Below are 24,499 nucleotides of genomic sequence, written 5' to 3'. Positions count from 1 at the left end.
CTCCATTTGTGGAACAACCGGCCATGCTTCTTCGGTCTTACTGACTGGCTGCTGTAAATCCATAAACTAGTTACTCATCACTTGGGTTCAGCTGAAGTCCAAGTTCTTTCAACTTAGCCAGCACTTCTTCCAAAGACTTGCGGCCAAGGTTTCTCACCTTCATCATATCCTCTGAAGTCCTGTTGCACAGTTCTTCTACAGTATTGATTCCGGCTCTCTTCAAACAGTTATAGGAACGAACGGAAAGTTCCAGTTCGTCAATATTCATTTCCAACACTTTTTCTTTTTCATTATCTTCTTTTTCTACCATGATCTCTGCGGTCTTGGCATTCTCAGAAAGATCGATGAAAAGATTCAAATGCTCGCTCAAAACTTTCGCAGCCAGGCTGACCGCTTCGTCCGGAGCTAAAGTACCGTTGGTATAAACATCCAGTGTCAGCTTGTCAAAATCAGTAACCTGACCGACACGGGTATTCTCAACTGTCATGTTAACGCGCTCAACAGGAGTATAGATAGAATCAACCGCAATCACTCCGATCGGGAGATCTTCACTCTTGTTCTTGTCTGCACTCACATATCCGCGGCCTTTTGTGATGGTAAGTTCCATATAGAACTTGCTGTCAGCTCCGCCGCTCAATGTAGCAATCACCTGATCCGGATTTAACACCTCAATATCAGGGTCTGCCTGGATGTCAGCACCTGTAATAACGCCTTCCCCTTCGAATTCGATATAAGCAACTTTCGCTTCGTTGGTATCGCTGGTATTCTTTATGGATAAGCTTTTGATGTTCATGATGATCTCAGTCACGTCTTCCTTAACGCCTGGAATCGAACTGAACTCATGTAAAACGCCGTCGATCTTCACCTGACTAACCGCAGCACCCGGTAAAGAAGAAAGCATAATTCTCCTTAATGAATTACCTAAAGTAGTGCCGTAACCTCTTTCAAGTGGTTCAACAACAAACTTACCATATTTCTTATCTTCTGAAATCTCAACGATCTCAATGTTTGGTTTTTCAAAATCGAACACTAATAGCCCCTCCTTTTGGGTATTGTACCGCAGGGAAATTCCCTGCGGTCAATTTGCATATATGCCGGACTATCGTCAGGGATTATTTAGAGTACAACTCGACGATAAGCATTTCGTTAACTGGAACATCAATCTCATCTCTAGTTGGTAATTCTTTTACAGTACCGCGCATATTTTCCTGATCAACATCGATCCATGCTGGTACTAAACGTCCTGCTGTTACTTCTAAAATATCTTTATATCTCTGAGAAGATTTGCATTTCTCTTTGATTTCAATTACATCGCCGGCTTTTACTAAGTAAGACGGGATGTTTACGCACTTGCCGTTAACAAGTACATGCTTGTGGTCTACAATCTGTCTGGTTTCTCTTCTTGTTCTGCCGAATCCCATACGGAATACAACATTGTCAAGTCTTCTTTCCAGAAGGATCATCAGGTTCTGACCTACCATACCATCCATCTTGGATGCTTTTGCATAGTAGTTTCTGAAAGGTTTCTCTAACACACCATAGATGAATTTAGCTTTCTGTTTTTCTCTCAACTGAAGGCCGTACTCACTCATCTTTCTGTTAGCTCTTTTTAATTCTCTGTTTGATTTTTTATCTATTCCCAAATAAATCGGATCTAAGCCAAGAGATCTACATCTTTTAAGAACAGGAACTCTATCAACTGCCACTGTTTAGTACCTCCTATTAAACTCTTCTACGTTTTGGTGGACGACATCCGTTATGTGGAACCGGAGTTACATCCTTAATACTAGTTACTTCTAAGCCGCATGCGGAAAGTGCACGGATTGCTGCTTCACGGCCTGAACCAGGTCCTTTTACCATAACGTCTACAGATTTTAAACCATGTACTAACGCTGCCTTGGTAGCAGTTTCAGCAGCCATCTGAGCTGCATATGGAGTAGATTTCCTTGAACCTCTAAATCCCAGACCACCAGCACTTGCCCATGATAAAGCGTTACCCTGCGCATCTGTCAATGTAACAATTGTATTGTTAAAAGATGACTGGATATGTGCTTGTCCGCGTTCAACGTTTTTCTTTACACGCTTTTTTGTCACTTTTTTAGTAGTGGACATTTTTTTAGCCATTTTAAACTAACCTACTTTCTTGAAATCTTGAATCATACAGTTTCCTGTTTTTAAAACATGCAACGTGATTCTTAATTGTTTATAGTGTCTTATTTCTTCTTATTCGCTACAGTCTTACGAGGACCTTTGCGGGTTCTTGCATTTGTCTTAGTCTTCTGACCACGTACAGGAAGGCTTTTTCTATGACGGATTCCGCGATAGCATCCAATTTCCTGAAGTCTCTTGATGTTCATAGCGATTTCTCTACGTAAATCACCTTCCACCATCTGGGAGTCAGCAATGATTGCTGCGATCTTCTTCACTTCGTCATCGGTTAAGTCCTTAACACGAGTGTCAGGATTAACGCCAGCTTCTGCAAGAATACGGTTTGAACTTGTTCTACCAATTCCGTAGATGTAAGTTAAGCCGATTTCAACACGTTTTTCTCTTGGTAAATCAACACCTGAAATACGAGCCATGTGTGTAGTACACCTCCTAAATTTTTTTCTGTTTCTTAACCTTGTCTCTGTTTGTGCTTAGGATTTTCACAGATTACTCTGATACTGCCTTTACGCTTGATGATTTTGCACTTTTCGCAAATCGGTTTTACTGATGATCTAACCTTCACAGTGATTCTCCTTTCCTAATATATACCTAAGATTAATTAGATATATAGGTACAACCGGATAAGCCGCTTTTGGGCAAACTCCACCCAGTATTTCAACAAAGTCGCTAGAGCATTATAACACTTTTTTCCTTATAATGCAAGCATTTTTTATACTTTGTTTTACACTTTGTTTTACACTTTGTTTTATTTATCTCTCCAGATGATTCTTCCTTTTGAAAGGTCATATGGGGACAGTTCAATTGTTACTTTATCACCCGGTAATATCTTAATATAGTTCATACGAAGTTTACCGCTGATATGCGCTAAAACCTGGTGTCCGTTTTCCAATTCGACCTGAAACATTGCATTCGGCAGTTTTTCAACTACGACTCCTTCAATCTCTATCACATCTGCTTTTGACATATTGTTTTCCTCCTCTTGTAACATTTGATGAAATATTTGATTTCTTCATTTGTCACATGTTCTCCATCTATCAGCTTCTTAGTTAAGGTTTCATCTTTTTCATGAATGGGCTGCAGGTGCTTTTTCTTTTTGCACTTGGGTTTTTCCAGCGTCCGGTATTTTCCGTCCACTAGATAAACATATTCTTTGCTCTCCTGTATTATGATAAAAAGATCATCTTTGTCATGGCCTGCCAGGGATCTGACCAGGCTGCCTGTCTCATAAGCCATCATTTTATCACTCCTGTTTATCAGTATCGAGCATGGATAAAATCTCGGGACCATCCTCTGTTATGAGGACTGTATTTTCATAATGAGCTGATAACGAACCGTCATCTGTCACAACTGTCCAATCATCATCCAGCCATGCCACATCATAACCGCCTGAGTTAATCATGGGTTCTATGGCCAGGGTCATACCAGCTTGAAGTTTAATGCCTTTTCGTCTCTGGGCAAAATTAGGAACCTCGGGATCCTCATGAAGATGTTCTCCTATCCCATGTCCTACCAGATCTCTGACCACTCCGTAGCCAAAGCTTTCCGCATATTTTTGGATCGCGGCAGAAATATCATTTAAATGATTGCCAACTTTTGCATATTTAATCCCTTCAAAGAAACTTTGTTTTGTAACTTCAATCAATTTCTTTGCTTCCGGACTGATTTCACCGATCCCATGGGTTCTTGCCGCGTCGGAATGGTAACCTTTATAGATTACGCCCGCATCCAGGCTGACAATATCCCCTTCCTTTATGATATGCTTCTTATCAGGAATACCATGGACTACTTCGTCATTTACGGATACGCAGATAGACGCCGGATAGCCATTGTAATTCTTAAAGGAAGGAATACATCCATAGCTTCGGATAATCTCTTCGCCCAGCCTGTCGACGTCCTTGGTGGACATCCCCGGTCTCAGGGCTTTGCGCAGTTCTTCATGAGTGATTGCAAGAATACGTCCTGCTTCTCTCATCAGTTCAATTTCTCTTGCAGATTTAATGGATACCGACATAATCAATCACCTAAAACGGCCACAATATCCTGGAACACTTTTTCCATGTCCTGTGTGCCGTCAACATTGGCTAAAACACCTGCAGCATTATAATATTCAATCAGCGGCTGCGTCTGGTCATGATATACGCTCAAACGTTTTTGAACCGTTTCAGGCTTGTCATCATCTCTTAAAACCAGCTTTTCGCCGCAGACATCACAAATGCCTTCCTGTTTCGGAGGATTGTACATAATGTGATATGTAGCTCCGCAGGATACACATGCTCTTCTGCCTGACATTCTGTTAACAATATTTTCATCCGGCACATCCACATTCACAGCGAAATCCACGGCCTCACCCCGCTCCTTCAAAGCGTCTGTAAGGCTTTCCGCCTGTGGAATGGTCCTTGGGAATCCGTCCAGAACATAACCGCCTGCACAGTCAGCTTCCTGAATGCGGTCCATCAGCATGCCGATGGTGATCTCATCCGGAACAAGCTGCCCCTGATCCATAAATGCCTTTGCCTTCATTCCCAGCTCTGTACCGCCCTTGATATTCGCTCTGAAAATATCTCCGGTGGAGATATGGGGAATGTGATACTTTTCTGCAATTTTCTTCGCCTGGGTACCCTTACCAGCTCCAGGAGCGCCTAACATGATAATTTTCATAAGGTTGTCCTCCTATTTAAATTCCCTGTGGGAAATCAATTCCCACCAAGGCAAATGAATCCGGCAAAAAGCCGGATTCTATGCTTAGTCATTTAAGAATCCCTTGTAGTTGCGAACAAGCATCTGGGATTCAATTGCTTTTAATGTTTCCAGTACAACACCGACAATAATGATCAGTGATGTTCCGCCGAAGGATAAATGGCTTACACTGAATAAGCCGGAAATCGCGATCGGTACGACACATACGATGATCAAACCACATGCGCCGATAAAAACAATATAATTCAAAATCCGGTTCAAATAATCTGAAGTAGGTTTACCTGGGCGGATACCCGGGATAAAACCGCCCTGCTTTTTCATGTTGTTAGCAACTTCCAGCGGATTGAAGGTGATTGACGTATAGAAATACGCGAATACGATGATCAACGCGATGTAAATAACTAAACCAATGGAATTGGCAGGTGATTCAGGTTTAAACCAAGACGATGAATTCAGCATCACTAAAATCTTTCCGCCGAATGTATTATAATCCGGGTGAAAGAACTGTGAAATTACTACCGGGAAAGACATTATCGAAGATGCGAAGATAACCGGGATAACACCAGCGGTGTTAACCTTTAACGGAATATGGGAGGACTGGCCTCCTACCATCTTTCTTCCAACCATTTTCTTGGAATACTGTACCGGTATTCTGCGTTCACCATCCTGAAGAATGATTACAAACACTACCATGGCCACAATCAGAGCCAGTATAATGATTGAAGTCAGCGCAATAACCGGCACCTTCCTTCCGTCAAGGAAAACGTCATATAACATGACTACATCATCCGGAAGACTGGAAATGATATTGAACAAAAGCACGATTGAAATACCATTGCCCACTCCGTTTTCAGTGATTCTCTCACCGATCCACATGAGAAGGGCACTTCCTGCCGTCATAGCTGCAACTGCGATAATAACCATACCAGCTTTACCAAAACCGGTCTGCAGATTATAATCTACCAGAAGTCCCTGTCCGCCAAATCCAATCGCCATAGCGACAGACTGGATCAGAGCCAGGCCTACGGTCAGATAACGGGTATACTCTGCAATCTTCTTTCTTCCATCCTCACCGTCACGCTGCATCTCCTCTAATTTAGGAATTGCAATGGTCATGAGCTGCATGATGATGGAAGATGTGATATAAGGGGTAATGCTCAGCGCGAAGAGAGACATGGAGGTAAAAGAACCGCCAGTCATCGCATCAAAGAAGCTGAATGCGTCTCCACTCTGCTTTGCAAAAAAGTCTGCAAAATAAGTTGTGTTAACTCCAGGTATCGGCAGCTGAGAGCCGAACCTTATTACAATAAGCATTAAAAATGTAAAGATCAGTTTCTTTCTGAGATCTTTAATCTTCCATGCATTACGGAGCGTTTTTAACATTAGATCACCTCGCAGGTTCCACCAACAGCTTCAATCTTAGCCTTTGCACCTTCACTGAATGCATCAACTTTTACCGTGAGCTTTTTGGTTAATTCTCCATTTCCAAGAATTTTAACTCCATCTCTTGGGTTTTTAACGATTCCGCTCTCAAGTAAAGACTCTACAGTAACCACTGCTCCGTCTTCAAACTTCTCTAATGCTTCAACGTTAATACCTACGATAATCTTTTTATTTCTATTCTTAAAGCCTCTCTTAGGAAGACGTCTGTATAATGGCATCTGACCACCTTCAAAGCCTGGTCTTGTAGCTCCTGAACGAGCTTTCTGGCCTTTATGTCCTTTACCGGCTGTCTTACCATTACCTGAACCGTGTCCGCGGCCTCTTCTGAAATTATCGCTGTGCTTGGAACCTTCAGCAGGTTGTAAATTTGATAAATCCATGACTGCACCTCCTTACTATTTTTTAGATCTCTTCTACTTTAACCAGATGTTTTACGTGCCAGATCATGCCTCTAACCGCATCATTATCAGGCAGTTCAACAGTTTTGTTGACTTTTCTTAAACCTAAAGCTTCAACAGTTGCTTTATGCTTAGGAACTGCACCAATTGGGGATTTTACTAATGTAACTTTTAATTTCTCTGCCATTATTCTCTCCTCCTTAGCCCAAAATCTCTTCTACAGATTTGCCGCGAAGTTTAGCAACTTCTTCCGGAGTTTTAAGCTGACATAATCCTTCGATCGTAGCAAGAACTACGTTAGTCTTGTTGTTTGATCCTAAAGATTTTGTACGGATGTTCTTAATACCTGCCAGTTCCAGTACGGAACGTGCAGGACCTCCAGCGATAACACCGGTACCTTCGGGAGCTTTCTTTAATAATACAGATGCGCTGCCGAATTTTCCAATGAAATCATGTGGAATGCTCTTGTTCTCATCTACAGGGATCTCTACAAGATTCTTAGCTGCCGCCTCTTTTCCTTTACGGATTGCTTCAGGAACTTCACCAGCTTTGCCAAGGCCTGCACCTACGTGTCCATTGCCATCACCTACTACTACTAAAGCAGAGAATCTCATGGTACGTCCACCTTTTACAGTTTTCGATACACGCTTAATAGCCACTACCTTGTCATTTAATTCTAACTGACTTGGGTCAATAATTGTACGTTTCATGCCGTTCTCCTCTCTACTAGAATTTCAGACCAGCCTCACGGGCTGCATCTGCCAATGCCTGAACTTTACCATGATAAATGAATCCGCCTCTATCGAAAACGACATTCTCAATACCTTTTTCCAATGCTCTCTTGGCGATCACTGTTCCTACATATGCCGCAGCAGCTACATCATTAGTCTTTTCTAATTCTGCCTTCACTTCTTTTTCAACTGTTGAAGCATAAACTAAAGTATTACCAACTGTATCGTCAATAATTTGAGCATACATATGATTATTACTTCTGAACACTGCTAAACGTGGTCTCTCTGATGTACCAGCAAAACGATTACGTAATCTAGCGTGTTTTTTTGCGCGGATTTCGCTTCTTGACTGTTTACTAACCATTTTTACACTCTCCTTAATTATTTCTTACCAGTCTTACCAACTTTACGTCTGATAACTTCATCAGCATACTTAATACCTTTGCCCTTATACGGTTCAGGTCTTCTCTTATCTCTGATTTCAGCAGCGTACTGGCCAACTTTTTCTTTATCGATACCCTTAATGGTGATTTTATTCTGTCCTTCCAGAACAGACTCTAAACCTTCCGGATCTTCCATCTCAACGGGATGAGAATATCCAAGAGAAAGGATTAATTTCTTACCCTGTTTTTGTGCTCTGTAACCAACACCGTTAACTTCAAGGACTTTCTCATAACCTTCGGTTACACCGTGGATCATGTTAGCAACTAAAGTTCTTGTCAAACCATGTAAAGATTTCATCTTCTTTAAATCGCTTGGTCTGGTTACTACAATATGACCATCTTCTTCTTTGATCGTCATCTCTGCAGGCAACTCTCTTTCCAGAGTTCCCTTAGGACCTTTTACAGTCACTTTATTATTCTCTGCGATTGTGACAGTAACACCTGCCGGAACCGCGATAGGCATTCTTCCTATACGTGACATGCCATATACCTCCTACTTAAATTCTCGGAAGAAGCTTCTGCGCCTCTTCTGTTTTCAGCTTCCTATAATTACCAAACAAATGCAAGAACTTCTCCGCCTACACCTAACTGACGTGCTTCTTTATCTGTAATAACGCCCTGGTTTGTAGAAAGAATAGCTGTACCTAAACCGCCAAGTACTTTTGGCAGCTCTTCTTTGTTTGCATAAACGCGAAGACCTGGTTTAGAAATTCTCTTAATACCGGTAATGATTTTTTCGTTTTTGTCTTTACCGTATTTTAATGTGATGCGGATTACCTGGAATGCACCATCTTCTACGATATCATATTTCTCAACATAGCCCTCTTTTACAAGGATATCAGCGATAGCTAATTTCATCTTGGATGAAGGTACGTCTACTGTATCATGTTTAGCAGTGTTTGCGTTACGGATTCTTGTAAGCATATCTGCGATTGGATCACTCATTGTCATGGATATTGCCTCCTTCCTTAATCTTACCAGCTTGCCTTTTTAACACCTGGTATCTGTCCTTTGTATGCTAATTCACGGAAACAAATACGGCAGATTCCGTATTTTCTTAAATAAGCATGTGGACGGCCACAAATTCTGCAGCGGTTGTATTCTCTGCTGGAGAACTTAGCCGGACGCTGCTGCTTAATTTTCATTGAAGTCTTAGCCATGGAATACTCCTCCTAACTATTTTTGAAATGGCATATTGAATAATGTCAAAAGTTCACGGGCTTCTTCATCAGTCTTAGCAGTGGTTACGAAAATAACATCCATACCTCTTACTTTGTCAACTTTATCGTATTCAATCTCAGGGAAAATCAACTGCTCTTTGATACCTAAAGCATAATTTCCTCTGCCGTCAAATGCGTTAGGGTTAACACCTCTGAAGTCACGTACACGAGGTAATGCGAGGTTGATCAGACGATCTGCAAATTCATACATTTTCTCACCGCGTAATGTAACTTTACATCCGATTGGCATACCTTCTCTGATTTTGAAGTTAGCAACTGAATTCTTAGCTCTTGTTGTTACGGCTTTCTGTCCGGAAATGATTTCCATATCCCTAACAGCAGAGTCTAAAACTTTGGCGTTGTCTTTCGCTTCACCAACACCCATGTTGATAACGATCTTATCTAACTTAGGCACTTCCATGATGTTTTTATATCCGAATTTTTTGATCATAGCTTCTACGATCTCATTTTGATACATCTCTTTTAATCTAGCCAACTTGTGTTTCCTCCTCTCTGCTATTAGTCAATTACCTTGCCGGTGGACTTAGCAACGCGAACCTTTTTGCCGTCTTTCACTTCAAAGCCGACTCTGGTTGCTTTTCCATCAACAACTAACATAACATTTGAAATATCGATAGCGCTTTCCTGATGGATGATTCCACCGTTTGGGTTGCCTGCGCTTGGTTTGGAATGCTTTGTTACCATGTTGCATCCTTCAACCAGTACAGTGCCGTTTTTGGTATTAACGGTAATAACTTTACCTGTTTTATCTTTATCTTTACCTGCGATCACTTTTACCAAGTCATCTTTTTTGATTTTATGCACAGTGGACACCTCCTTATAATACTTCTGGCGCTAAAGAGACAATCTTCATGAACTGTTTCTCACGTAATTCTCTTGCTACCGGCCCAAAGATACGAGTTCCTCTTGGAGTCTTGTCATCTTTGATAATTACTGCTGCGTTCTCATCGAACTTGATATAAGAACCGTCTTTACGACGTGCGCCCTTAACGGTACGTACAACAACGGCTTTAACAACGTCGCCTTTTTTTACAACACCACCTGGTGTTGCATCTTTAACAGAAGCAACGATTACATCACCAATATTAGCATATCTTCTTGTAGATCCACCTAAAACACGGATACAAAGAAGCTCTTTTGCACCTGTATTGTCGGCAACCTTCAATCTGGTTTCCTGCTGAATCATGCCTGATACTCCTTCCTTGTTTTCGCCTTGCGAAATAAACGTGAAACGCAAACTCCGCTTCGCTTCGTTTGCGCAGCGTAAATTTGCTCAGCAAATTTACTTTATTTTGCTTTTTCGATAATCTCTACAAGTCTCCATCTTTTATCTTTAGATAAAGGTCTTGTTTCCATAACTTTTACTGTATCGCCAATCGCACACTCATTCTTCTCGTCATGCGCTTTTAATTTGATAGATCTTTTCACGATCTTGCCGTATAAAGGATGTTTTACGTGGTCTTCGATAGAAACAACGATGGTTTTATCCATCTTGTTACTTACAACTTTACCGGTACGTGTTTTTCTTAAATTTCTTTCCACGACTACTGTTTCTCCTTTCAAATAGCGAATATAGACTATTCGCATCCGCTATAGAATCTATTTTCCAATTAAGCCATCTTTGCTTTCTCTGTAATAACAGTCTGAATTCTGGCAATGTTCTTGCGAACTTCCTTAATTCTGCTGGTGTTATCTAATTGGTTAGTTGCATTCTGGAATCTTAAATTAAATAATTCTTTCTTAGCAGCTACTAATTCTTCATTCAACTCTGCAGCTGATTTCACCTTTAAATCTTCTACATATTTATTAGTTTTCACTGTTATCACCGCCTTCTAAATCTGCTTTAGAAGCAATTTTACACTTGCATGGCAATTTGTGCATAGCAAGACGTAAAGCTTCACGAGCTGTTTCCTCTGGTACGCCAGCGATTTCAAACATAACACGGCCCGGTTTTACAACTGCTACCCAATATTCAAGAGCGCCTTTACCGGAACCCATACGGGTTTCTGCTGGCTTCGCTGTTACAGGTTTATCTGGGAAAATTTTAATCCAAACTTTACCACCACGTTTGATATAACGGGTCATAGCAACACGGGCTGCTTCGATCTGATTGGATTTGATCCAACATGGTTCTGTAGCGACTAAACCGTATTCACCGTTAGAAATTTTGTTTCCTCTGAGGGCTTTTCCTGCCATGCTTCCACGGAACTGTTTACGACGCTTAACTCTCTTAGGCATTAACATTATTTATCGCTCCCTTCCTTGTTTCCTTTAGTAGGAAGTACTTCGCCTTTGTAGATCCAAACCTTAACGCCTAATTTGCCGTAGGTTGTATCTGCTTCTGCGAAACCATAGTCAATATCTGCTCTTAATGTCTGAAGCGGAATGGTACCTTCGCTGTAGAATTCGGTACGAGCCATATCAGCTCCGCCAAGACGGCCTGCAACTGCAGTCTTAATACCTTTGATTCCGGCTTTCATGGAACGTCCCATGGTAGACTTCATAGCACGTCTGAAGGAAACACGGTTCTCTAACTGCTGTGCGATAGATTCTGCTACTAACTGAGCATCTTTATCAGGTCTCTTGATTTCTTTGATATCAACGAATAATTTTTTATCAGTTAATTTCTGAACTTCTGCTTTTAATTTCTCAATTTCAGCTCCGCCCTTGCCGATAACAACGCCAGGTTTTGCTGTATAAATGATAACTTTAACTCTGTCAGATGCTCTTTCGATTTCGATCTTAGAAATTCCAGCGCTGTACAGTCTCTTCTTTAAGAATGTACGGATGTTGTAATCTTCTACTAAACAATCAGCGAAATCAGCTTCAGCATACCATTTGGAGTCCCAGTCTTTAATAACACCGACTCTCAAGCCGTGTGGATTAACTTTCTGTCCCATATTTGCCTCCTATCTTTCATTAAGCACGATTGTGATATGGCTCATTCTCTTCTCGATTCTGTAAGCTCTGCCCTGTGCTCTCGGTTTTACTCTCTTCATTGTTGGTCCTTTATTTGCGTAACATTCCTCAACATAAAGGTTCTCAACGCTCATTCCGTTATTGTTTTCAGCATTTGCAATTGCTGATTTTAATAATTTTTCAATTAATGTAGAAGCGTATCTTGGATTGTAAGTTACAATACCAAGTGCAGTGGTTACATCTTTGCCTCTAATGGCATCTAATACGAAACATGCTTTCTGAACAGATACTCTGGCGTAAGATAACTTAGCAGACGGTCTGGTATCTTTCTGCGCATTTCTTTCTCTCTTAATCTGGGATCTATGTCCTCTAGCCATTGGTGAAACCTCCTTTCAAATACTTGTATCCTAACGACGGGTCTTTTTCTCGTCTTTACCATGTCCTCTGTAAGTTCTGGTAGCTACGAATTCTCCAAGTTTATGTCCAACCATATCTTCGGTTACATATACCGGAACGTGTTTTCTGCCATCATGAACTGCGATTGTATGTCCAACCATCTGTGGGAAGATTGTAGAACGGCGTGACCAGGTCTTAATAACCTGCTTCTGTCCTGCTGCGTTCATAGCATCTACTTTTTTCAGCAAATGCGCATCTGCAAATGGTCCTTTTTTAAGTGAACGTGCCATAGGTTTTAATCCTCCTTCAATTATTTAATGGTCTTTCCATCTCTTCTTCTTACAATCAGTTTGTTAGACTGTTTGTTTTTCTTTCTTGTCTTCAAGCCAAGTGCTGGTTTACCCCATGGAGTGGATGGACCTGGACGGCCGATACCGGTCTTACCTTCACCACCACCGTGTGGATGGTCGTTAGGGTTCATAACGGAACCGCGGACGGTAGGTCTGATGCCCATGTGACGTTTTCTACCAGCTTTACCGATGTTAATCAGAGAGTGATCTCCATTTCCAACAACACCGATTGTAGCTCTGCAGATGATCGGAACCATTCTCATTTCACCAGAAGGAAGTCTTAATGTTGCGTATTTGCCTTCTTTAGCCATTAACTGAGCTGCGTTACCAGCGGAACGAACCAGCTGTCCGCCTTTGCCCGGATATAATTCAATGTTGTGAATCTGTGCACCAACAGGGATCTGGCTCAGCGGTAAACAGTTACCAACTTTTGCTTCAGCCTGAGGGCCGCTCATAACTTTCATTCCATCTGTAAGTCCTGCCGGAGCGAGGATATAAGATTTAGCGCCGTCTGCATAGCAGATCAGAGCGATATTAGCTGTTCTGTTTGGATCGTATTCGATTCCGATAACAGTTGCCGGAATTCCGTCTTTGCTGTTTCTCTTGAAATCGATGATTCTATATTTTCTTCTTGAGCCGCCTCCGCGGTGTCTTACTGTAATTTTACCCTGATTGTTACGTCCTGCGTTTTTGTTTAAGGAAGTAACTAAAGACTTTTCCGGGGTTGACTTTGTGATTTCACTGAAGTCAGATCCTGTCATGTGTCTTCTGGAAGGTGTATATGGGTTAAATGTTTTAATTCCCATTTTAAACTCTCCTTTCAATTCTCAACGCGTCCACGCGTTTCATTTATCACGGCATAGTGTTCGCCGTATAATCAATTTGTTATAGTTTACAGACCCTGGAAGATCTCGATATCTTTGCTGTCTGCAGTAAGCTTAACAATCGCTTTCTTGGTTTTAGCAGTTTTACCAACTACCATTCCTCTTCTGCGGTTTTTGCCTTCCAGATTCATGGTATTAACGCTGGAAACCTTTGTTCCTGGGAACATCTTCTCAACAGCTTCTTTAATCATAGCCTTGTTAGCTTCCGGATGAACTAAGAAAGTGTATTTTTTCTCAGCCATAGCATTCATGCTCTTTTCAGTTACAACTGGTTTGAGGATTACATCGTAATATTGAACGTTTGCCATTATGCGTACACCTCCTCGATACTTGCAACAGCTGCTTTCGTAGCCACTACTGTGTTGTATTTCAAAATGTCATAAACATTGATTGTATTAACGGATGCTGTCTGAACCGCAGGAATGTTTCTAGCAGATAAAACTACTTTTTCACTTCCTTCGCCTAAAACAACAAGCGCCTTGGATACTTTCAGGTTGTTCATGATGTTCTGGAATTTCTTTGTTTTGATCTCATCAAAGTTGATCTCATCAACAACGATGAACTTGTTCTCGTTAACTCTGCTTGTTAAAGCTGCTTTAAGAGCTGCTCTCTTTTCTTTCTTGTTTAACTTGATTGTGTAATCTCTTGGTGTTGGAGCGAATACAACTCCGCCGCCTGTCCACTGTGGGGATCTTGTTGAACCCTGTCTTGCGTGGCCGGTTCCTTTCTGCTTCCATGGTTTTCTTCCACCACCGGAAACTTCAGAACGGGTTTTAGCTTTCTGTGTTCCCTGACGTTTGTTTGCAAGCTGTGCTACAACTGCCATGTGTACGAGATGTTCATTCACTTCAACACCGAATACAGCATCATTCAGTTCTAACGTTCCAACTTCATTACCTTCAATATTGTAAACAGATACGTTTGCCATCTGTGTGTTCCTCCTTTCCTATAAAAGCATTAGCATGCTTTTACTGTTTCTTTCAGTGTTACTAAAGACTTCTTAGGTCCTGGTACAGCGCCTTTAACTAAGATCAGGTTGTTTTCAGCATCAACCTTAACGATCTCAAGGTTCTGGATGGTGATTCTCTTGTTACCCATCTGGCCAGGCATCTTCTTACCCTTAAATACTTTACTAGGATCTGAACAAGAACCGTTTGAACCGGCATGGCGGTGGAATTTAGAACCGTGAGCCATAGGTCCTCTGGACTGTCCGTGTCTCTTAATAGCACCCTGGAAACCTTTACCTTTGGAAATAGCTGTTGCGTCAATCTTGTCGCCAGCTGCGAAGATATCTGCTTTGATTTCGTCTTTCACTGAATACTCTTCAGCGTTCTCGAATTTGAATTCTCTTACAAATCTCTTGTAAGCAACTCCGGCCTTATCAAAGTGGCCTTTTACCGGTTTGGTTACTAATTTTGCTCTCTTGTCAATAAAACCAACCTGTACCGCTTTGTAACCATCGTTCTCAACGGTCTTAACCTGTGTAACTACACATGGGCCAGCCTGAAGAACTGTTACTGGAGTTAAAACTCCGTCTTCATTGAAGATTTGAGTCATTCCGACTTTAGTAGCTAAAATAGCTTTCTTCATAACTAATTACCTCCTGTTTGTTGATCTACAGCGGAACGCTTTATGCGTTCATCCTAGAACAGTCAAATATACGTGGAACACTATGACTCCCTTGCGGGAGATGTTGATTCCTCTTCAGGAAAGAGTGTTGCTTCTATATATAACCCTTCAGGATATTACCTTGTCCACCGAAAACCTTATTTGGTTTTCATCTTGATATCAATGTACACACCAGCTGGCATCTCTAATCTTGATAATGCATCAACTGTTTTCTGGCTTGGTGTGATGATATCGATCAGTCTCTTATGAGTTCTCTGTTCGAACTGCTCTCTGGAATCTTTGTACTTGTGAACCGCTCTCAAGATTGTTACCACTTCTTTTTTAGTTGGTAACGGCACCGGTCCGCTCACCTGTGATCCTGTCTTTTTTACAGTCTCGATGATTTTTCCAGCTGACTGATCTACTAACTGATGATCATAAGCTTTTAATGTGATTCTCATTACTTGACTTGCCATAAAAAAAGTCGCCTCCTTTTCGCACTTATTACTCGAAGTACGACAAGCGGTGACTGTACACGTTCCCGTGTGTGTCCTCATAAATCCACACACTAAATTCCCACATATATGCTAGAACCTTAGTAAATTGTACAGTGACTTGTCGCCAGTTTCCTAACTTGACATTCGCTCCACGGAACACCTGCCTCAATGGGCAGCAACCTCACGCTTCACAGCTATCATGCCACAGCTTTGTTAGCATATCACATTTCCCTTTTATTTGCAAGTATTTTTTTTGTTTTTTTACGCAGTTTTTTTACGCAGCAGCCCAGAGGGCGTAACAGCTCAGGCCTGTCCGAACGATTACCAGAGAACGGGATAAATGATTAAGAAATGCTCTCCGGCATTTTAAGATTATTTCCAAATTCAGTTAAATTATAACCGGATTTAAACCGAATTTTTCCAGGTTCAAAAAGGATTGAAAAAAGCAGAGCCCGCTGTTTCCATTCAGCGGATTCTGCTTTTTGATTCTGCTTTCTTCTTATTTAACTCTGTTTCTTCCTATTAATAGTTGCTGGACCAAACCGGTTCTGACGGTTCGTTATAGGAATCTGACGGCTCCTCATCATCCTCTTTTACCAAAATGCCTGTCCCGTTGGTTTTGTACTTAACGCCGTCTCCGTTCTTAACGGTTGTGGATTTTGCAAGTTTGCCCGATGTATTCACTACGTAATTCTTGCCGTCAATGGTGATCACCTGGTATTTGGTGCCGCTTTCGGCTTTTTGAAGCTTGCCCATGTAATACAGGTATCCGTCTTTCACACCGTTGTAACCCTTGCCGGTCTCCGCAAAATAGAATTCACTCACATTGCCGTCATCCTCTTCCACTTTGCGCTTGCCTTTCACCACAGAACTGGTAGCCTTGTCCCCAAAGTAGTAAGCCGTATAATTGCCGCTTTCCGCTAATTCCAGCTTCTGAAGCCCGTAAACAGGATTTCCCTTGTCATTAAACAGGTAGGTGCGGCCGTTCAGCTTGAACAAATCGCTGGTGCTGGCATCGCCTTCTTTAGGACCGACCTTCGGCTGGCCCTGATTGTTGAAGTAGAACCATTCCACTTCATCCTCATAATCGCTTGAGATCGGCTCCGGAGGCTCTATGGACAGCCATCCGGACTTTACCTTGCCGTCACTTCCGTAATAGCGGTAATCTTCGATGGACGCGTTCTCATCCGGATCATCCCCGACATTCACCCAGCCGGTCTGCATCACACCGTCGCCGTCGAAACAATAGTATACGCCATTGACTTTCTTAACTTCATAATCGTTGTTACTTTCAGCGCAGTACTTCTTTCCTGAATTTGTAAAATAAAACCAGTACTTTCCGTCTCCGTCTTCACTGGCCGGAGTAACGCGGTCATCATCATAATCCTCATCCGGCGGATACAGTTTCTGCCAGCCGGTCTTCATCACACCGTCATCGCCGGCATAATACATCTCATCGTCAACCCAGCCGGTCTCCATCCTGCCTTCATCGTCAAAATGATACCACTTATTATCCACTTTTTTCCATCCGTCTGTGGCGGCTTTTCCATTCTGGGTGAAATAGTACCAGTAGGATTCGGTGCCGCTGGAATCATTCAGTTTCAGCCACTTATTCGTCACCATAATACCGTTGGAATCCATATAATATGTATCCTCAACCCAGGTGTTCAGCACCATCTCTCCGTTGCTCCCCAGATAACGCCACAGGTCGTCCGCGCCTTTTTTCCACTCGTTGGTTAACTTATTGCCGTTGGAATCATAATATACCCAATTGCCGTTAGACTGCTGCCATCCACTCGCGGCATATGCTGAAAACGCCATCGTTCCCACACACAGTACAGCGGCCATCACGAGCACTGCCAATTTTCCTTTTTTCATGTCTTCGCTCCTTTAAGGTTCTCCCCATTGTATTCCTATACTACATTGTATCAATTACTTTCTGATAATTCAACAAAAATAATCTTTCAATTCTATTACAATGACCGGATGGTCACTTGACGAGATATCCCTGCCAAGTTATAATCACGTTGAATGATTGAGATGATGTTACTACTCACAGCCTCCAGGCTGCCGGCAGACCGGCCGGATTCACCGGAGGGAGGCCATGAGTGGCAGAGAGCTTATTAATAGGAAGAAAGGGCGGTAAAGCCATGTGGATAGCAGACGGTTGGAAAGATTATGAAGTAATAGATTGCTCGAAGGGTGAAAAACTGGAGCGGTGGGGGAAATATATATTAGTCCGTCCCGACCCTCAGGTCATTTGGGACACTCCAAAGGAAGACAGGCGGTGGCGGAATATGAACGGCCATTACCACAGAAGCGCCAAGGGCGGCGGAGAATGGGAGTTCTTTGACCTTCCGGAACAGTGGGCCATCCACTATAAAGAATTGACATTTAACCTGAAGCCGTTCAGCTTTAAGCATACCGGCCTTTTTCCGGAACAGGCCGCGAACTGGGACTGGTTCGGAAACAAAATCAAGTCGGCAGGGCGCCCGGTAAAGGTTTTAAACCTGTTCGCATATACCGGAGGCGCAACGCTGGCTTCCGCTCAGGCGGGGGCCCACGTAACCCATGTGGACGCTTCCAAGGGAATGGTTGCATGGGCCAAAGAGAATGCCAAATCCAGCGGACTGGAAGACGCTCCAATCCGTTGGATTGTGGATGACTGCATGAAGTTCGTAGAACGGGAGATACGGAGAGGCAATCACTATGACGCCGTCATCATGGACCCTCCTTCTTACGGCAGAGGCCCAAAAGGCGAAATCTGGAAGATCGAGGACGCGATCCATCCTCTGATCCGCTTATGTGTACAGCTTTTATCGGATAATCCGCTATTCTTCCTGGTAAATTCTTATACAACCGGCCTGGCCCCGTCCGTGCTGACCTACATGCTGGCAACGGAGATTCGCCCGAAATATAAAGGTTCTGTCAGCTCCGAAGAAGTGGGGCTTCCTGTCACCAAAAACGGCCTGGTTCTTCCCTGCGGCGCATCCGGGCGCTGGTCATCGGGCAGATAAGTGAAACAGGTCAATTCCTTCCGCCCGTAAGGAGCCGCCACAGCAAAGGCAGACGCCGCTGCAAAAACACTGCCGCCGGATAGCTGATTATCAGCACAATCCCCGGCATCAAAAGATAGAGCAGTACAGGAACGGCCGGTATGCCCGGCACATATAAAGCCGCCGTTTTATTGATAAACCGTACCAGCAAAAAATGAAGGGCATACAAAAAGAAGTTAATCTTCATCCATGGTTTCACCTCCGGCAGCCGGTTTTCATCTGCCATAAACCAAAGCGCCGCCGGAACCAGGAAACGGTAAATGGCGATTCCAGAAACGCTGAAATACCGGATGGAATACAGATAAACAGCACATGCGGCTGCCAGAATAGCCGCCCCCGACAGAAACCTCTGCTTCGTCCATGAGGCTTCTGTCATTTTTTTATTGTTCAGTGCACAGTCGGCCGCCACAGAATAGAAAAACAGGGCGTCGATATTCAAAGGCGACAGGCTCACTCCGGCCAGAAGGCCTGCAGTCACTCCCGCCAGATACATCCATCTCACATGACGTCTGGACAGGAAAAAATAGATCACAGGAGCTAAAATCACAAGCAGGATCAGTTGGTACAGATACCAGAACACATAATTATAGCGGTAATGCAGCACAGCATCCACCAGCGCATTTAAACTCACCGGAATAGTCCCTTTTCCCAATACATCACGCAGCCACGGGATACGGCTGCCTGCCGCATATGCAGCGTAATAAATGGTATTCCAAACAACAAATGGAACCAGAACCGTCTTGATCCTGGAATTCCACTTGCTCCACAAACGGTCCATGGTAAAATTACGGAAGAACAGGTATCCGGATATGATAAAAAAACCCGGCACAGCAACCTGAGCCACCACATCACCCAAAAGCCGCTCTCCGCGGTCCACCAGTTCAGCCGTTCTTCCGGTTCCCAAAAACAGCTTCGCATTATAAGAATGAACCCAAATCACCAGCAAACTGAATACAAAGATAAACCAGTATATCTTATTCCTGAACTTTTCTTCTTTCACAGATTTCTCCTGCCCCGCCGGCTTCCCTGGCCCCAGAGCGTGTTTGAATCTCCAAACGTACTCTAGTCCGGCCTTATACTATGTTCCTATTCATTTTACCATATTCACTGTATCCAGTAAAGAAAGAGGATGCCGTCAAACAGCATCCTCTTCCGCATATCCTTTATCCTTTATCCTTTATCCTTCCACAACACTGATCACCTTTACCGGCTTTCTGTGCTGCCAGTAAGACACCTTGATTCCCGTCTTTTCTGTAGACGCATGAACGATCTTCTCATCTCCAATATAGAGGGCAACATGATTGATCCTGCCCGAACCGCTGGCATAGAAAATCAAATCACCCGGCCTGATCTGATCCAGGGATATCTGCTTGCCCTGGGTTGCTTGTCCCGCAGAACTTCTGTTTAAAGAAATTCCCGCCGCATGCTGCATCACATATCTGGTAAAGCCGGAGCAGTCCACGCCTGTATGAGGGTCATTGCCTCCATACACGTAACGTCCGCCAACGAACTGCATCGCATAGTTAACAATCTCGTTCCTCTTAACTGCCGAAGCATCCACTTTCTCCCTGGTGGTTTCAACCATGGTGGCATTCCCGGCCAGCCGGATGTATCCGATTCCCGCATTCGTCTTTATCTTCGCCCAGCCATTCTCTTCTTCCAGCACCTCATAGGTCTCTCCCTGGGATACACGGGTGAATACCGCACCGTCTTTGGATGCCAAAATATGTACATCAGTTGTGGGCGCATCCACTTTTACCACATAGGAAGTGGTCGTCTCAACTCCTGCGCAATAAGATTCCGCCGCTCTCGCCTCTTTGGGTGACGCCGTTAATATCCCGGCACAAATCCCAACCAGAGCCAGCAGCCTGACTGCCTCTTTCACCATAGATTCTTCTCCTGACAATTATCTGTCTTAATTTTTACGATTTTCATACAATTGTTACGTAAATGTTAAATATATTACATATTGTAATATATTTAAACAGATTTGTCAAGATCAGAATCACAAAAGCATAACCCAGCTACCGCCGGGTTATGGATTTTATAAAATAAATAATACAGCAGATAAAGATAAACGGCACAAGCAGGGGCACAATTAAAGTAAAAATTCCCGTTATCACTGCGATCACCAAGAACAGGATCAGCACCACGCCCGCTCCAAACAACAGTTTCCAGTACCACTTATTGAGATCATAGTAATGTATGGTGCTTCTGCCGCCAAACGGTTCCTGTTCATATCCCGGTCCGCGTGCGTCCGCTTCCTCATAAACGCCCCGAACCGGATCGGCCCCGTCCTCCGAGGTATCTTCTATGGTTTTCGCAATCAGTCTGGGATCGCCGATCTCAGCTATCACATCAGCCTCTCTGGCGCCCTTTCTAATCTCTTCTGATATATAGTTATCGTAATACCGTAAGTTTTCCTGTATGACCGAAGGGGATACATTTCCCTCCAGCGCCTGCCTCAATCCTCGCAGAAACTCTTCCCTATTCATAGAATTCCCCCTGTTTTTTCTTAGAAGTAATCCCAGTTATTGTAACACCATATTGAAGATTGGTAAATAAATCCACCCTAAAATAATTCTAAAGTTTTTATGACCTGGATTTATTCGATTTTCTCCTTAATGACGCCTTCCCTGTAAGCGGCAACCAGCTCTTTCAGATCCGATATCCGGCAGGCCAGTTCTTTTCCCAAATCAGTGTCTCCCACCATAACCCTGTTTTTCATCTTCTCCACAATATAGACCTTGGGAGTGCTCTCAGTTTCAGGATTAAACGGTTTATGTTCCGCCAATGCCAGATGTCTGGAATTATAGATTAAAGTATACCCCGCAATTCCTGTTTTAGACTGGTATGCCTTAGAAAGCCCGCCGTCAATGATAAATAATTTTCCGTTGGCCTTTACCGGTTTCTCCCCGTCTTTAATCTTTACCGGAACATGCCCGTTAATAATGTGGGCTCCATCCATGGGAAGATGGAATTCTTCTATAATCTTATTACAGTATTCTTCCTGTTCACAAAATTTATAATACGGATTCAAATTCTCCTTTTGAAGTGATTTTTCCTCCACAAAATAATGTTCAAATGTGGTCATCTTATCCTTTCCAAATACCGGCGATTTGGCCCCGCACCACAGATACCACATGAAGTCTTTGGCGTCTTCTTTCTCTTTCGAATCTTCCGGGAGGAAATAGGCGTTCTGAATCCTCTGGTCGATGTGATCCATCAGTTCTTTGCCCGAACACGGCTCGCCGTTGAATATCATTTTCTCAAAAGTCCCATCTTTGGTCATGGGGATGCAGCCATGGTACAGCAGATTGCCGTTATAACATTTATACATTCCACCATGGGAGTACAGGAATTTGATGTGTTTATGGAGAAGATCACTGTGCTTAAATGACAGAATAAGGGTGTTTAAAAGTTCTTCCTCCTCTGCCGTCAGCTTTAACGGGTGCCGCGGATCAATGGTTGGGAACCGGGTGTCCAAAAGAGGATATTCTCTGCCGCCTATGGTTACGGTTCCATTTTTATAATTTACGGCTTCCAGAAGGATTCTGTCATCCATCAGATAACCGGGGTGACGCCTGATAATCTGTCCTTCCACCTTGAACTGGATGACCGCAATGGCCTTATGCATCTTGGCCGCCAGCCCGGGATCCACAGCATCATAGATATTCTGATCCAAAATCTTGGGCACAAACCGCTCGCATGGATCATCCCGGTAAACATGGGCAGCAAACATGGACAGCGGCCTGAGGTTGATCCCATACCCGTCTTCCAGCACATCAAAACTGTTGTAGCTGATGGCGATTCTCAACACATTGCAGATGCAGGCCGGATTTCCGGTAGCGGCCCCCATCCAGGAAATATCGTGATTGCCCCATTGGATGTCCACATCATGGAACTGCATCAGAGCGTTCATAATCAGATCAGCCCTGGGCCCCCTGTCAAAAATATCTCCTATAATATGAAGGTTGTCAATGGTCAGGTTCTGAATCAATTCACATAATGCGATAATAAACTTATCCGCCATCTGGATATCGATGATCGAATGTATGATCTCGCTGTAATATATTTTCTTATTATCATCGTTATAATCTACATGAAGCAGTTCATCAATAATATAAGAAAATTCGGGCGGCATCTTTTTACGTACCTTGGATCTGGTGTATTTGGAGGATACCTCTTTGCAGATCTGAACCAGCCGGTAAATGGTGATCCGTTTCCAATCGTCGATATCCTTATCGGAAGCGGCTATTTTATTGAGCATCCGCTCCGGGTAATAGACCAGATTAGCCAGTTCAACCTGTTCCTCCTCCGGAATAATGTGTCCGAATGTCTCCTTTATCTTTTCACGTATAATACCGGACGAGCTTTTCAGCAGGTGTATAAAAGCTTCATGCTCACCATGAAGATCGCTGAAAAAATACTCCGTCCCTTTGGGCAGTCCTGAGATCGCCATCAAATTGATAATCTCGCTGGACGCCGCCTTAATGGTGGGATACTCTCTTGCCAGGAGTTTTAAATAAGCCAAATCACGCATCATGCGTACCTCCCCTCACAGCAGTTCTCAACATTCCGCCTGCCATTAAGCATCCCTGGTTGGTTGGGAAAGAGGCGGAAATTCAAGAGCAGTTGCATTTATAATAAGTTTATAGTACCATAGAATCGGTTAAATGGAAAGTTTTTACGAGGGTACAAACTCCCGGAAAATGGATTGAAAGGAGAAATAAGCACATGGAACAATTATATGTATTAGGGACCGGCAACGCTACCGTAACCCGCTGTTATAATACCTGTTTTGCACTGAAAGATGACCAGCAGTTTTTTATGGTGGACACGGGAGGCGGCAATGGAATCCTGCGTATCCTGGAAGACATGGGCATTAAAATGGAGCAGATCCACCACATCTTCATCACCCACGAACATACCGACCACATTTTGGGCATAATCTGGATGATCCGAATGATTGCCACCCGGATGAAAAACGGCATTTACGAGGGGGATCTGAACATCTACTGCCACGAAGACCTGACTTCCACCATTGACACCTTATGCAGGCTGACCGTCCAGGGGAAGTTCTACAAAATGATCGGAAGCAGAATTCACCTGATTCCCGTCCATGACGGTGAAACCCGGAAAATTCTCGATTATGACGTGACTTTTTTCGACATTCACTCCACCAAAGCGAAACAGTATGGCTTCACCACCACATTAAAAAACGGCCAGAAGCTGACCTGCGCCGGCGACGAACCCTATAATCCCCAATGCGAACCCCACGTTTCCGGCAGCAACTGGCTGCTCCACGAAGCGTTCTGCCTCTACGAGGACAGGGAGCGGTTCAACCCATACGAAAAACATCACAGCACCGTCAAAGACGCCTGCATCCTGGCAGACGAAATGGGAATTCAGAATCTGGTTCTGTGGCATACGGAAGATAAGACGATTGAGAATAGAAAAGAGCGTTATCTGAATGAAGGGCGGGCGTTTTATAAAGGGAATTTATTTGTTCCCGATGATGGGGAGATCATTGAATTCATATAAAAAATTGGGATTTAGTTAGTGAACGTTACGCAGAAAAGCGGGGCGAGGGGACGGACTGGATGTTTGGATGGGGGCGGGCCCAGGGGAATCCTTCGGGGATGAAAACCAGCTTCCAACCGTAAG

The 24,499-nt window shown here is 43.4% G+C and carries 38 protein-coding genes; 2 read left to right on the top strand and 36 right to left on the bottom strand.

Going from position 1 to position 24,499, the window contains the following annotated elements:
* Positions 1 to 70: 70 nt before the first annotated feature.
* From GPL15_RS11620 to GPL15_RS11465, 32 genes are all read right to left on the bottom strand, one after another.
* Positions 71 to 1,030, bottom strand: coding sequence for a DNA-directed RNA polymerase subunit alpha (locus GPL15_RS11620; RefSeq protein WP_215698835.1), 960 nt, complete (start codon positions 1,028 to 1,030; stop codon positions 71 to 73).
* 82 nt (positions 1,031 to 1,112) lie between these two features.
* On the bottom strand, positions 1,113 to 1,706 hold the full coding sequence (gene rpsD / locus GPL15_RS11615; protein WP_103230677.1) for a 30S ribosomal protein S4: 594 nt from the start codon (positions 1,704 to 1,706) through the stop codon (positions 1,113 to 1,115).
* Between the two features lie 16 nt (positions 1,707 to 1,722).
* Positions 1,723 to 2,124, bottom strand: coding sequence for a 30S ribosomal protein S11 (gene rpsK / locus GPL15_RS11610; protein WP_034859933.1), 402 nt, complete (start codon positions 2,122 to 2,124; stop codon positions 1,723 to 1,725).
* Between the two features lie 89 nt (positions 2,125 to 2,213).
* Positions 2,214 to 2,582 (bottom strand): 30S ribosomal protein S13, encoded by a 369-nt coding sequence (gene rpsM / locus GPL15_RS11605; RefSeq protein ID WP_215698834.1) that lies wholly within the window; start codon positions 2,580 to 2,582, stop codon positions 2,214 to 2,216.
* Positions 2,583 to 2,617: 35 nt separating this feature from the next.
* Positions 2,618 to 2,731 carry a 50S ribosomal protein L36 gene (rpmJ, locus tag GPL15_RS11600; RefSeq protein ID WP_003497809.1) on the bottom strand — a complete coding sequence of 38 codons (114 nt, stop codon included), beginning with the start codon at positions 2,729 to 2,731 and terminating at the stop codon, positions 2,618 to 2,620.
* Positions 2,732 to 2,914: 183 nt separating this feature from the next.
* The gene (gene infA, locus GPL15_RS11595; protein ID WP_006782218.1) at positions 2,915 to 3,133 is read right to left on the bottom strand and encodes a translation initiation factor IF-1; all 219 of its coding nucleotides are present in this window, start codon (positions 3,131 to 3,133) and stop codon (positions 2,915 to 2,917) included.
* Positions 3,115 to 3,405 (bottom strand): KOW domain-containing RNA-binding protein, encoded by a 291-nt coding sequence (locus GPL15_RS11590; RefSeq protein ID WP_215698833.1) that lies wholly within the window; start codon positions 3,403 to 3,405, stop codon positions 3,115 to 3,117. The genes infA and GPL15_RS11590 overlap by 19 nt, the downstream gene beginning before the upstream one ends.
* A gap of 4 nt (positions 3,406 to 3,409) precedes the next feature.
* The gene (gene map / locus GPL15_RS11585) at positions 3,410 to 4,180 is read right to left on the bottom strand and encodes a type I methionyl aminopeptidase (RefSeq protein WP_215698832.1); all 771 of its coding nucleotides are present in this window, start codon (positions 4,178 to 4,180) and stop codon (positions 3,410 to 3,412) included.
* Positions 4,181 to 4,182: 2 nt separating this feature from the next.
* The gene (locus tag GPL15_RS11580) at positions 4,183 to 4,827 is read right to left on the bottom strand and encodes an adenylate kinase (protein WP_215698831.1); all 645 of its coding nucleotides are present in this window, start codon (positions 4,825 to 4,827) and stop codon (positions 4,183 to 4,185) included.
* Between the two features lie 84 nt (positions 4,828 to 4,911).
* On the bottom strand, positions 4,912 to 6,249 hold the full coding sequence (gene secY / locus GPL15_RS11575; protein ID WP_215698830.1) for a preprotein translocase subunit SecY: 1,338 nt from the start codon (positions 6,247 to 6,249) through the stop codon (positions 4,912 to 4,914).
* Positions 6,249 to 6,689, bottom strand: coding sequence for a 50S ribosomal protein L15 (rplO, locus tag GPL15_RS11570; RefSeq protein ID WP_215698829.1), 441 nt, complete (start codon positions 6,687 to 6,689; stop codon positions 6,249 to 6,251). The genes secY and rplO overlap by 1 nt, the downstream gene beginning before the upstream one ends.
* Before the next feature lie 22 nt (positions 6,690 to 6,711).
* A complete protein-coding gene (gene rpmD, locus GPL15_RS11565) occupies positions 6,712 to 6,894 on the bottom strand; it encodes a 50S ribosomal protein L30 (RefSeq protein ID WP_215698828.1) in 183 nt (60 codons plus the stop codon).
* Positions 6,895 to 6,907: 13 nt separating this feature from the next.
* The gene (gene rpsE, locus GPL15_RS11560) at positions 6,908 to 7,417 is read right to left on the bottom strand and encodes a 30S ribosomal protein S5 (protein WP_215698827.1); all 510 of its coding nucleotides are present in this window, start codon (positions 7,415 to 7,417) and stop codon (positions 6,908 to 6,910) included.
* 16 nt (positions 7,418 to 7,433) lie between these two features.
* Complete coding sequence (gene rplR / locus GPL15_RS11555) at positions 7,434 to 7,802, bottom strand: 50S ribosomal protein L18 (RefSeq protein WP_215698826.1); 369 nt, start codon at positions 7,800 to 7,802, stop codon at positions 7,434 to 7,436.
* A 17-nt stretch (positions 7,803 to 7,819) separates the two neighbouring features.
* Positions 7,820 to 8,362 (bottom strand): 50S ribosomal protein L6, encoded by a 543-nt coding sequence (rplF, locus tag GPL15_RS11550; protein WP_215698825.1) that lies wholly within the window; start codon positions 8,360 to 8,362, stop codon positions 7,820 to 7,822.
* Between the two features lie 68 nt (positions 8,363 to 8,430).
* Positions 8,431 to 8,832, bottom strand: coding sequence for a 30S ribosomal protein S8 (rpsH, locus tag GPL15_RS11545; RefSeq protein WP_215698824.1), 402 nt, complete (start codon positions 8,830 to 8,832; stop codon positions 8,431 to 8,433).
* A gap of 23 nt (positions 8,833 to 8,855) precedes the next feature.
* Entirely contained in the window at positions 8,856 to 9,041 is a 186-nt protein-coding gene (locus GPL15_RS11540; protein ID WP_002604691.1) for a type Z 30S ribosomal protein S14, read from the bottom strand.
* Positions 9,042 to 9,057: 16 nt separating this feature from the next.
* Positions 9,058 to 9,597 carry a 50S ribosomal protein L5 gene (gene rplE, locus GPL15_RS11535; RefSeq protein ID WP_103230665.1) on the bottom strand — a complete coding sequence of 180 codons (540 nt, stop codon included), beginning with the start codon at positions 9,595 to 9,597 and terminating at the stop codon, positions 9,058 to 9,060.
* A 23-nt stretch (positions 9,598 to 9,620) separates the two neighbouring features.
* A complete protein-coding gene (rplX, locus tag GPL15_RS11530; protein ID WP_215698823.1) occupies positions 9,621 to 9,926 on the bottom strand; it encodes a 50S ribosomal protein L24 in 306 nt (101 codons plus the stop codon).
* A gap of 13 nt (positions 9,927 to 9,939) precedes the next feature.
* Positions 9,940 to 10,308: a 50S ribosomal protein L14 gene (gene rplN, locus GPL15_RS11525; protein ID WP_215698822.1), complete on the bottom strand. Its 369-nt coding sequence runs from the start codon at positions 10,306 to 10,308 to the stop codon at positions 9,940 to 9,942.
* 101 nt (positions 10,309 to 10,409) lie between these two features.
* Complete coding sequence (rpsQ, locus tag GPL15_RS11520) at positions 10,410 to 10,709, bottom strand: 30S ribosomal protein S17 (protein WP_215698821.1); 300 nt, start codon at positions 10,707 to 10,709, stop codon at positions 10,410 to 10,412.
* A 23-nt stretch (positions 10,710 to 10,732) separates the two neighbouring features.
* Positions 10,733 to 10,939, bottom strand: a complete 207-nt coding sequence (gene rpmC / locus GPL15_RS11515) for a 50S ribosomal protein L29 (RefSeq protein ID WP_215698820.1) — start codon at positions 10,937 to 10,939, stop codon at positions 10,733 to 10,735.
* Positions 10,929 to 11,366, bottom strand: coding sequence for a 50S ribosomal protein L16 (gene rplP, locus GPL15_RS11510; protein WP_215698819.1), 438 nt, complete (start codon positions 11,364 to 11,366; stop codon positions 10,929 to 10,931). The genes rpmC and rplP overlap by 11 nt, the downstream gene beginning before the upstream one ends.
* Complete coding sequence (gene rpsC / locus GPL15_RS11505) at positions 11,366 to 12,022, bottom strand: 30S ribosomal protein S3 (protein ID WP_103230659.1); 657 nt, start codon at positions 12,020 to 12,022, stop codon at positions 11,366 to 11,368. The genes rplP and rpsC overlap by 1 nt, the downstream gene beginning before the upstream one ends.
* 9 nt (positions 12,023 to 12,031) lie before the next feature.
* Positions 12,032 to 12,418, bottom strand: a complete 387-nt coding sequence (gene rplV / locus GPL15_RS11500) for a 50S ribosomal protein L22 (RefSeq protein WP_103230658.1) — start codon at positions 12,416 to 12,418, stop codon at positions 12,032 to 12,034.
* A gap of 30 nt (positions 12,419 to 12,448) precedes the next feature.
* Entirely contained in the window at positions 12,449 to 12,727 is a 279-nt protein-coding gene (rpsS, locus tag GPL15_RS11495; protein WP_103230657.1) for a 30S ribosomal protein S19, read from the bottom strand.
* Positions 12,728 to 12,747: 20 nt separating this feature from the next.
* Positions 12,748 to 13,593, bottom strand: a complete 846-nt coding sequence (gene rplB, locus GPL15_RS11490) for a 50S ribosomal protein L2 (protein WP_215698818.1) — start codon at positions 13,591 to 13,593, stop codon at positions 12,748 to 12,750.
* Positions 13,594 to 13,679: 86 nt separating this feature from the next.
* Entirely contained in the window at positions 13,680 to 13,979 is a 300-nt protein-coding gene (gene rplW / locus GPL15_RS11485; RefSeq protein WP_215698817.1) for a 50S ribosomal protein L23, read from the bottom strand.
* Positions 13,979 to 14,599, bottom strand: a complete 621-nt coding sequence (gene rplD / locus GPL15_RS11480) for a 50S ribosomal protein L4 (protein WP_215698816.1) — start codon at positions 14,597 to 14,599, stop codon at positions 13,979 to 13,981. Before rplD ends, rplW begins: the two co-directional genes overlap by 1 nt.
* A 29-nt stretch (positions 14,600 to 14,628) precedes the next feature.
* Positions 14,629 to 15,261, bottom strand: a complete 633-nt coding sequence (gene rplC / locus GPL15_RS11475; protein WP_215698815.1) for a 50S ribosomal protein L3 — start codon at positions 15,259 to 15,261, stop codon at positions 14,629 to 14,631.
* Positions 15,262 to 15,437: 176 nt separating this feature from the next.
* A complete protein-coding gene (gene rpsJ / locus GPL15_RS11470) occupies positions 15,438 to 15,755 on the bottom strand; it encodes a 30S ribosomal protein S10 (RefSeq protein WP_103230652.1) in 318 nt (105 codons plus the stop codon).
* 543 nt (positions 15,756 to 16,298) lie between these two features.
* Positions 16,299 to 17,654 (bottom strand): cell wall-binding protein, encoded by a 1,356-nt coding sequence (locus GPL15_RS11465; protein WP_215698814.1) that lies wholly within the window; start codon positions 17,652 to 17,654, stop codon positions 16,299 to 16,301.
* A 272-nt stretch (positions 17,655 to 17,926) separates the two neighbouring features.
* Here GPL15_RS11465 and GPL15_RS11460 point away from each other — a divergent pair, with 272 nt between their 5' ends.
* Entirely contained in the window at positions 17,927 to 18,793 is an 867-nt protein-coding gene (locus GPL15_RS11460) for a class I SAM-dependent methyltransferase (protein WP_215698847.1), read from the top strand.
* A 10-nt stretch (positions 18,794 to 18,803) separates the two neighbouring features.
* Here the strand turns inward: GPL15_RS11460 and GPL15_RS11455 are convergent, their stop codons facing one another.
* The 4 genes from GPL15_RS11455 to GPL15_RS11440 form a co-directional block, all read right to left on the bottom strand.
* Positions 18,804 to 19,832, bottom strand: a complete 1,029-nt coding sequence (locus GPL15_RS11455; protein WP_215698813.1) for an acyltransferase family protein — start codon at positions 19,830 to 19,832, stop codon at positions 18,804 to 18,806.
* 177 nt (positions 19,833 to 20,009) lie between these two features.
* Complete coding sequence (locus tag GPL15_RS11450) at positions 20,010 to 20,720, bottom strand: C40 family peptidase (RefSeq protein ID WP_215698812.1); 711 nt, start codon at positions 20,718 to 20,720, stop codon at positions 20,010 to 20,012.
* A 136-nt stretch (positions 20,721 to 20,856) separates the two neighbouring features.
* Positions 20,857 to 21,327 carry a DUF1700 domain-containing protein gene (locus tag GPL15_RS11445; RefSeq protein WP_215698811.1) on the bottom strand — a complete coding sequence of 157 codons (471 nt, stop codon included), beginning with the start codon at positions 21,325 to 21,327 and terminating at the stop codon, positions 20,857 to 20,859.
* A gap of 110 nt (positions 21,328 to 21,437) precedes the next feature.
* A complete protein-coding gene (locus tag GPL15_RS11440; RefSeq protein WP_215698846.1) occupies positions 21,438 to 23,375 on the bottom strand; it encodes a fructose-1,6-bisphosphatase in 1,938 nt (645 codons plus the stop codon).
* 194 nt (positions 23,376 to 23,569) lie between these two features.
* Between GPL15_RS11440 and GPL15_RS11435 the strand changes: the two genes are divergently transcribed.
* Positions 23,570 to 24,376, top strand: a complete 807-nt coding sequence (locus tag GPL15_RS11435) for an MBL fold metallo-hydrolase (protein ID WP_215698810.1) — start codon at positions 23,570 to 23,572, stop codon at positions 24,374 to 24,376.
* Positions 24,377 to 24,499 lie beyond the last annotated feature (123 nt).

This window comes from Clostridium sp. MCC353, from assembly GCF_018785315.1.
GTDB lineage: Bacteria > Bacillota > Clostridia > Lachnospirales > Lachnospiraceae > CHH4-2.
The sequence above is the reverse complement of the archived record's forward strand: the minus strand, read 5'-3'. Positions and strand labels throughout refer to the sequence as shown.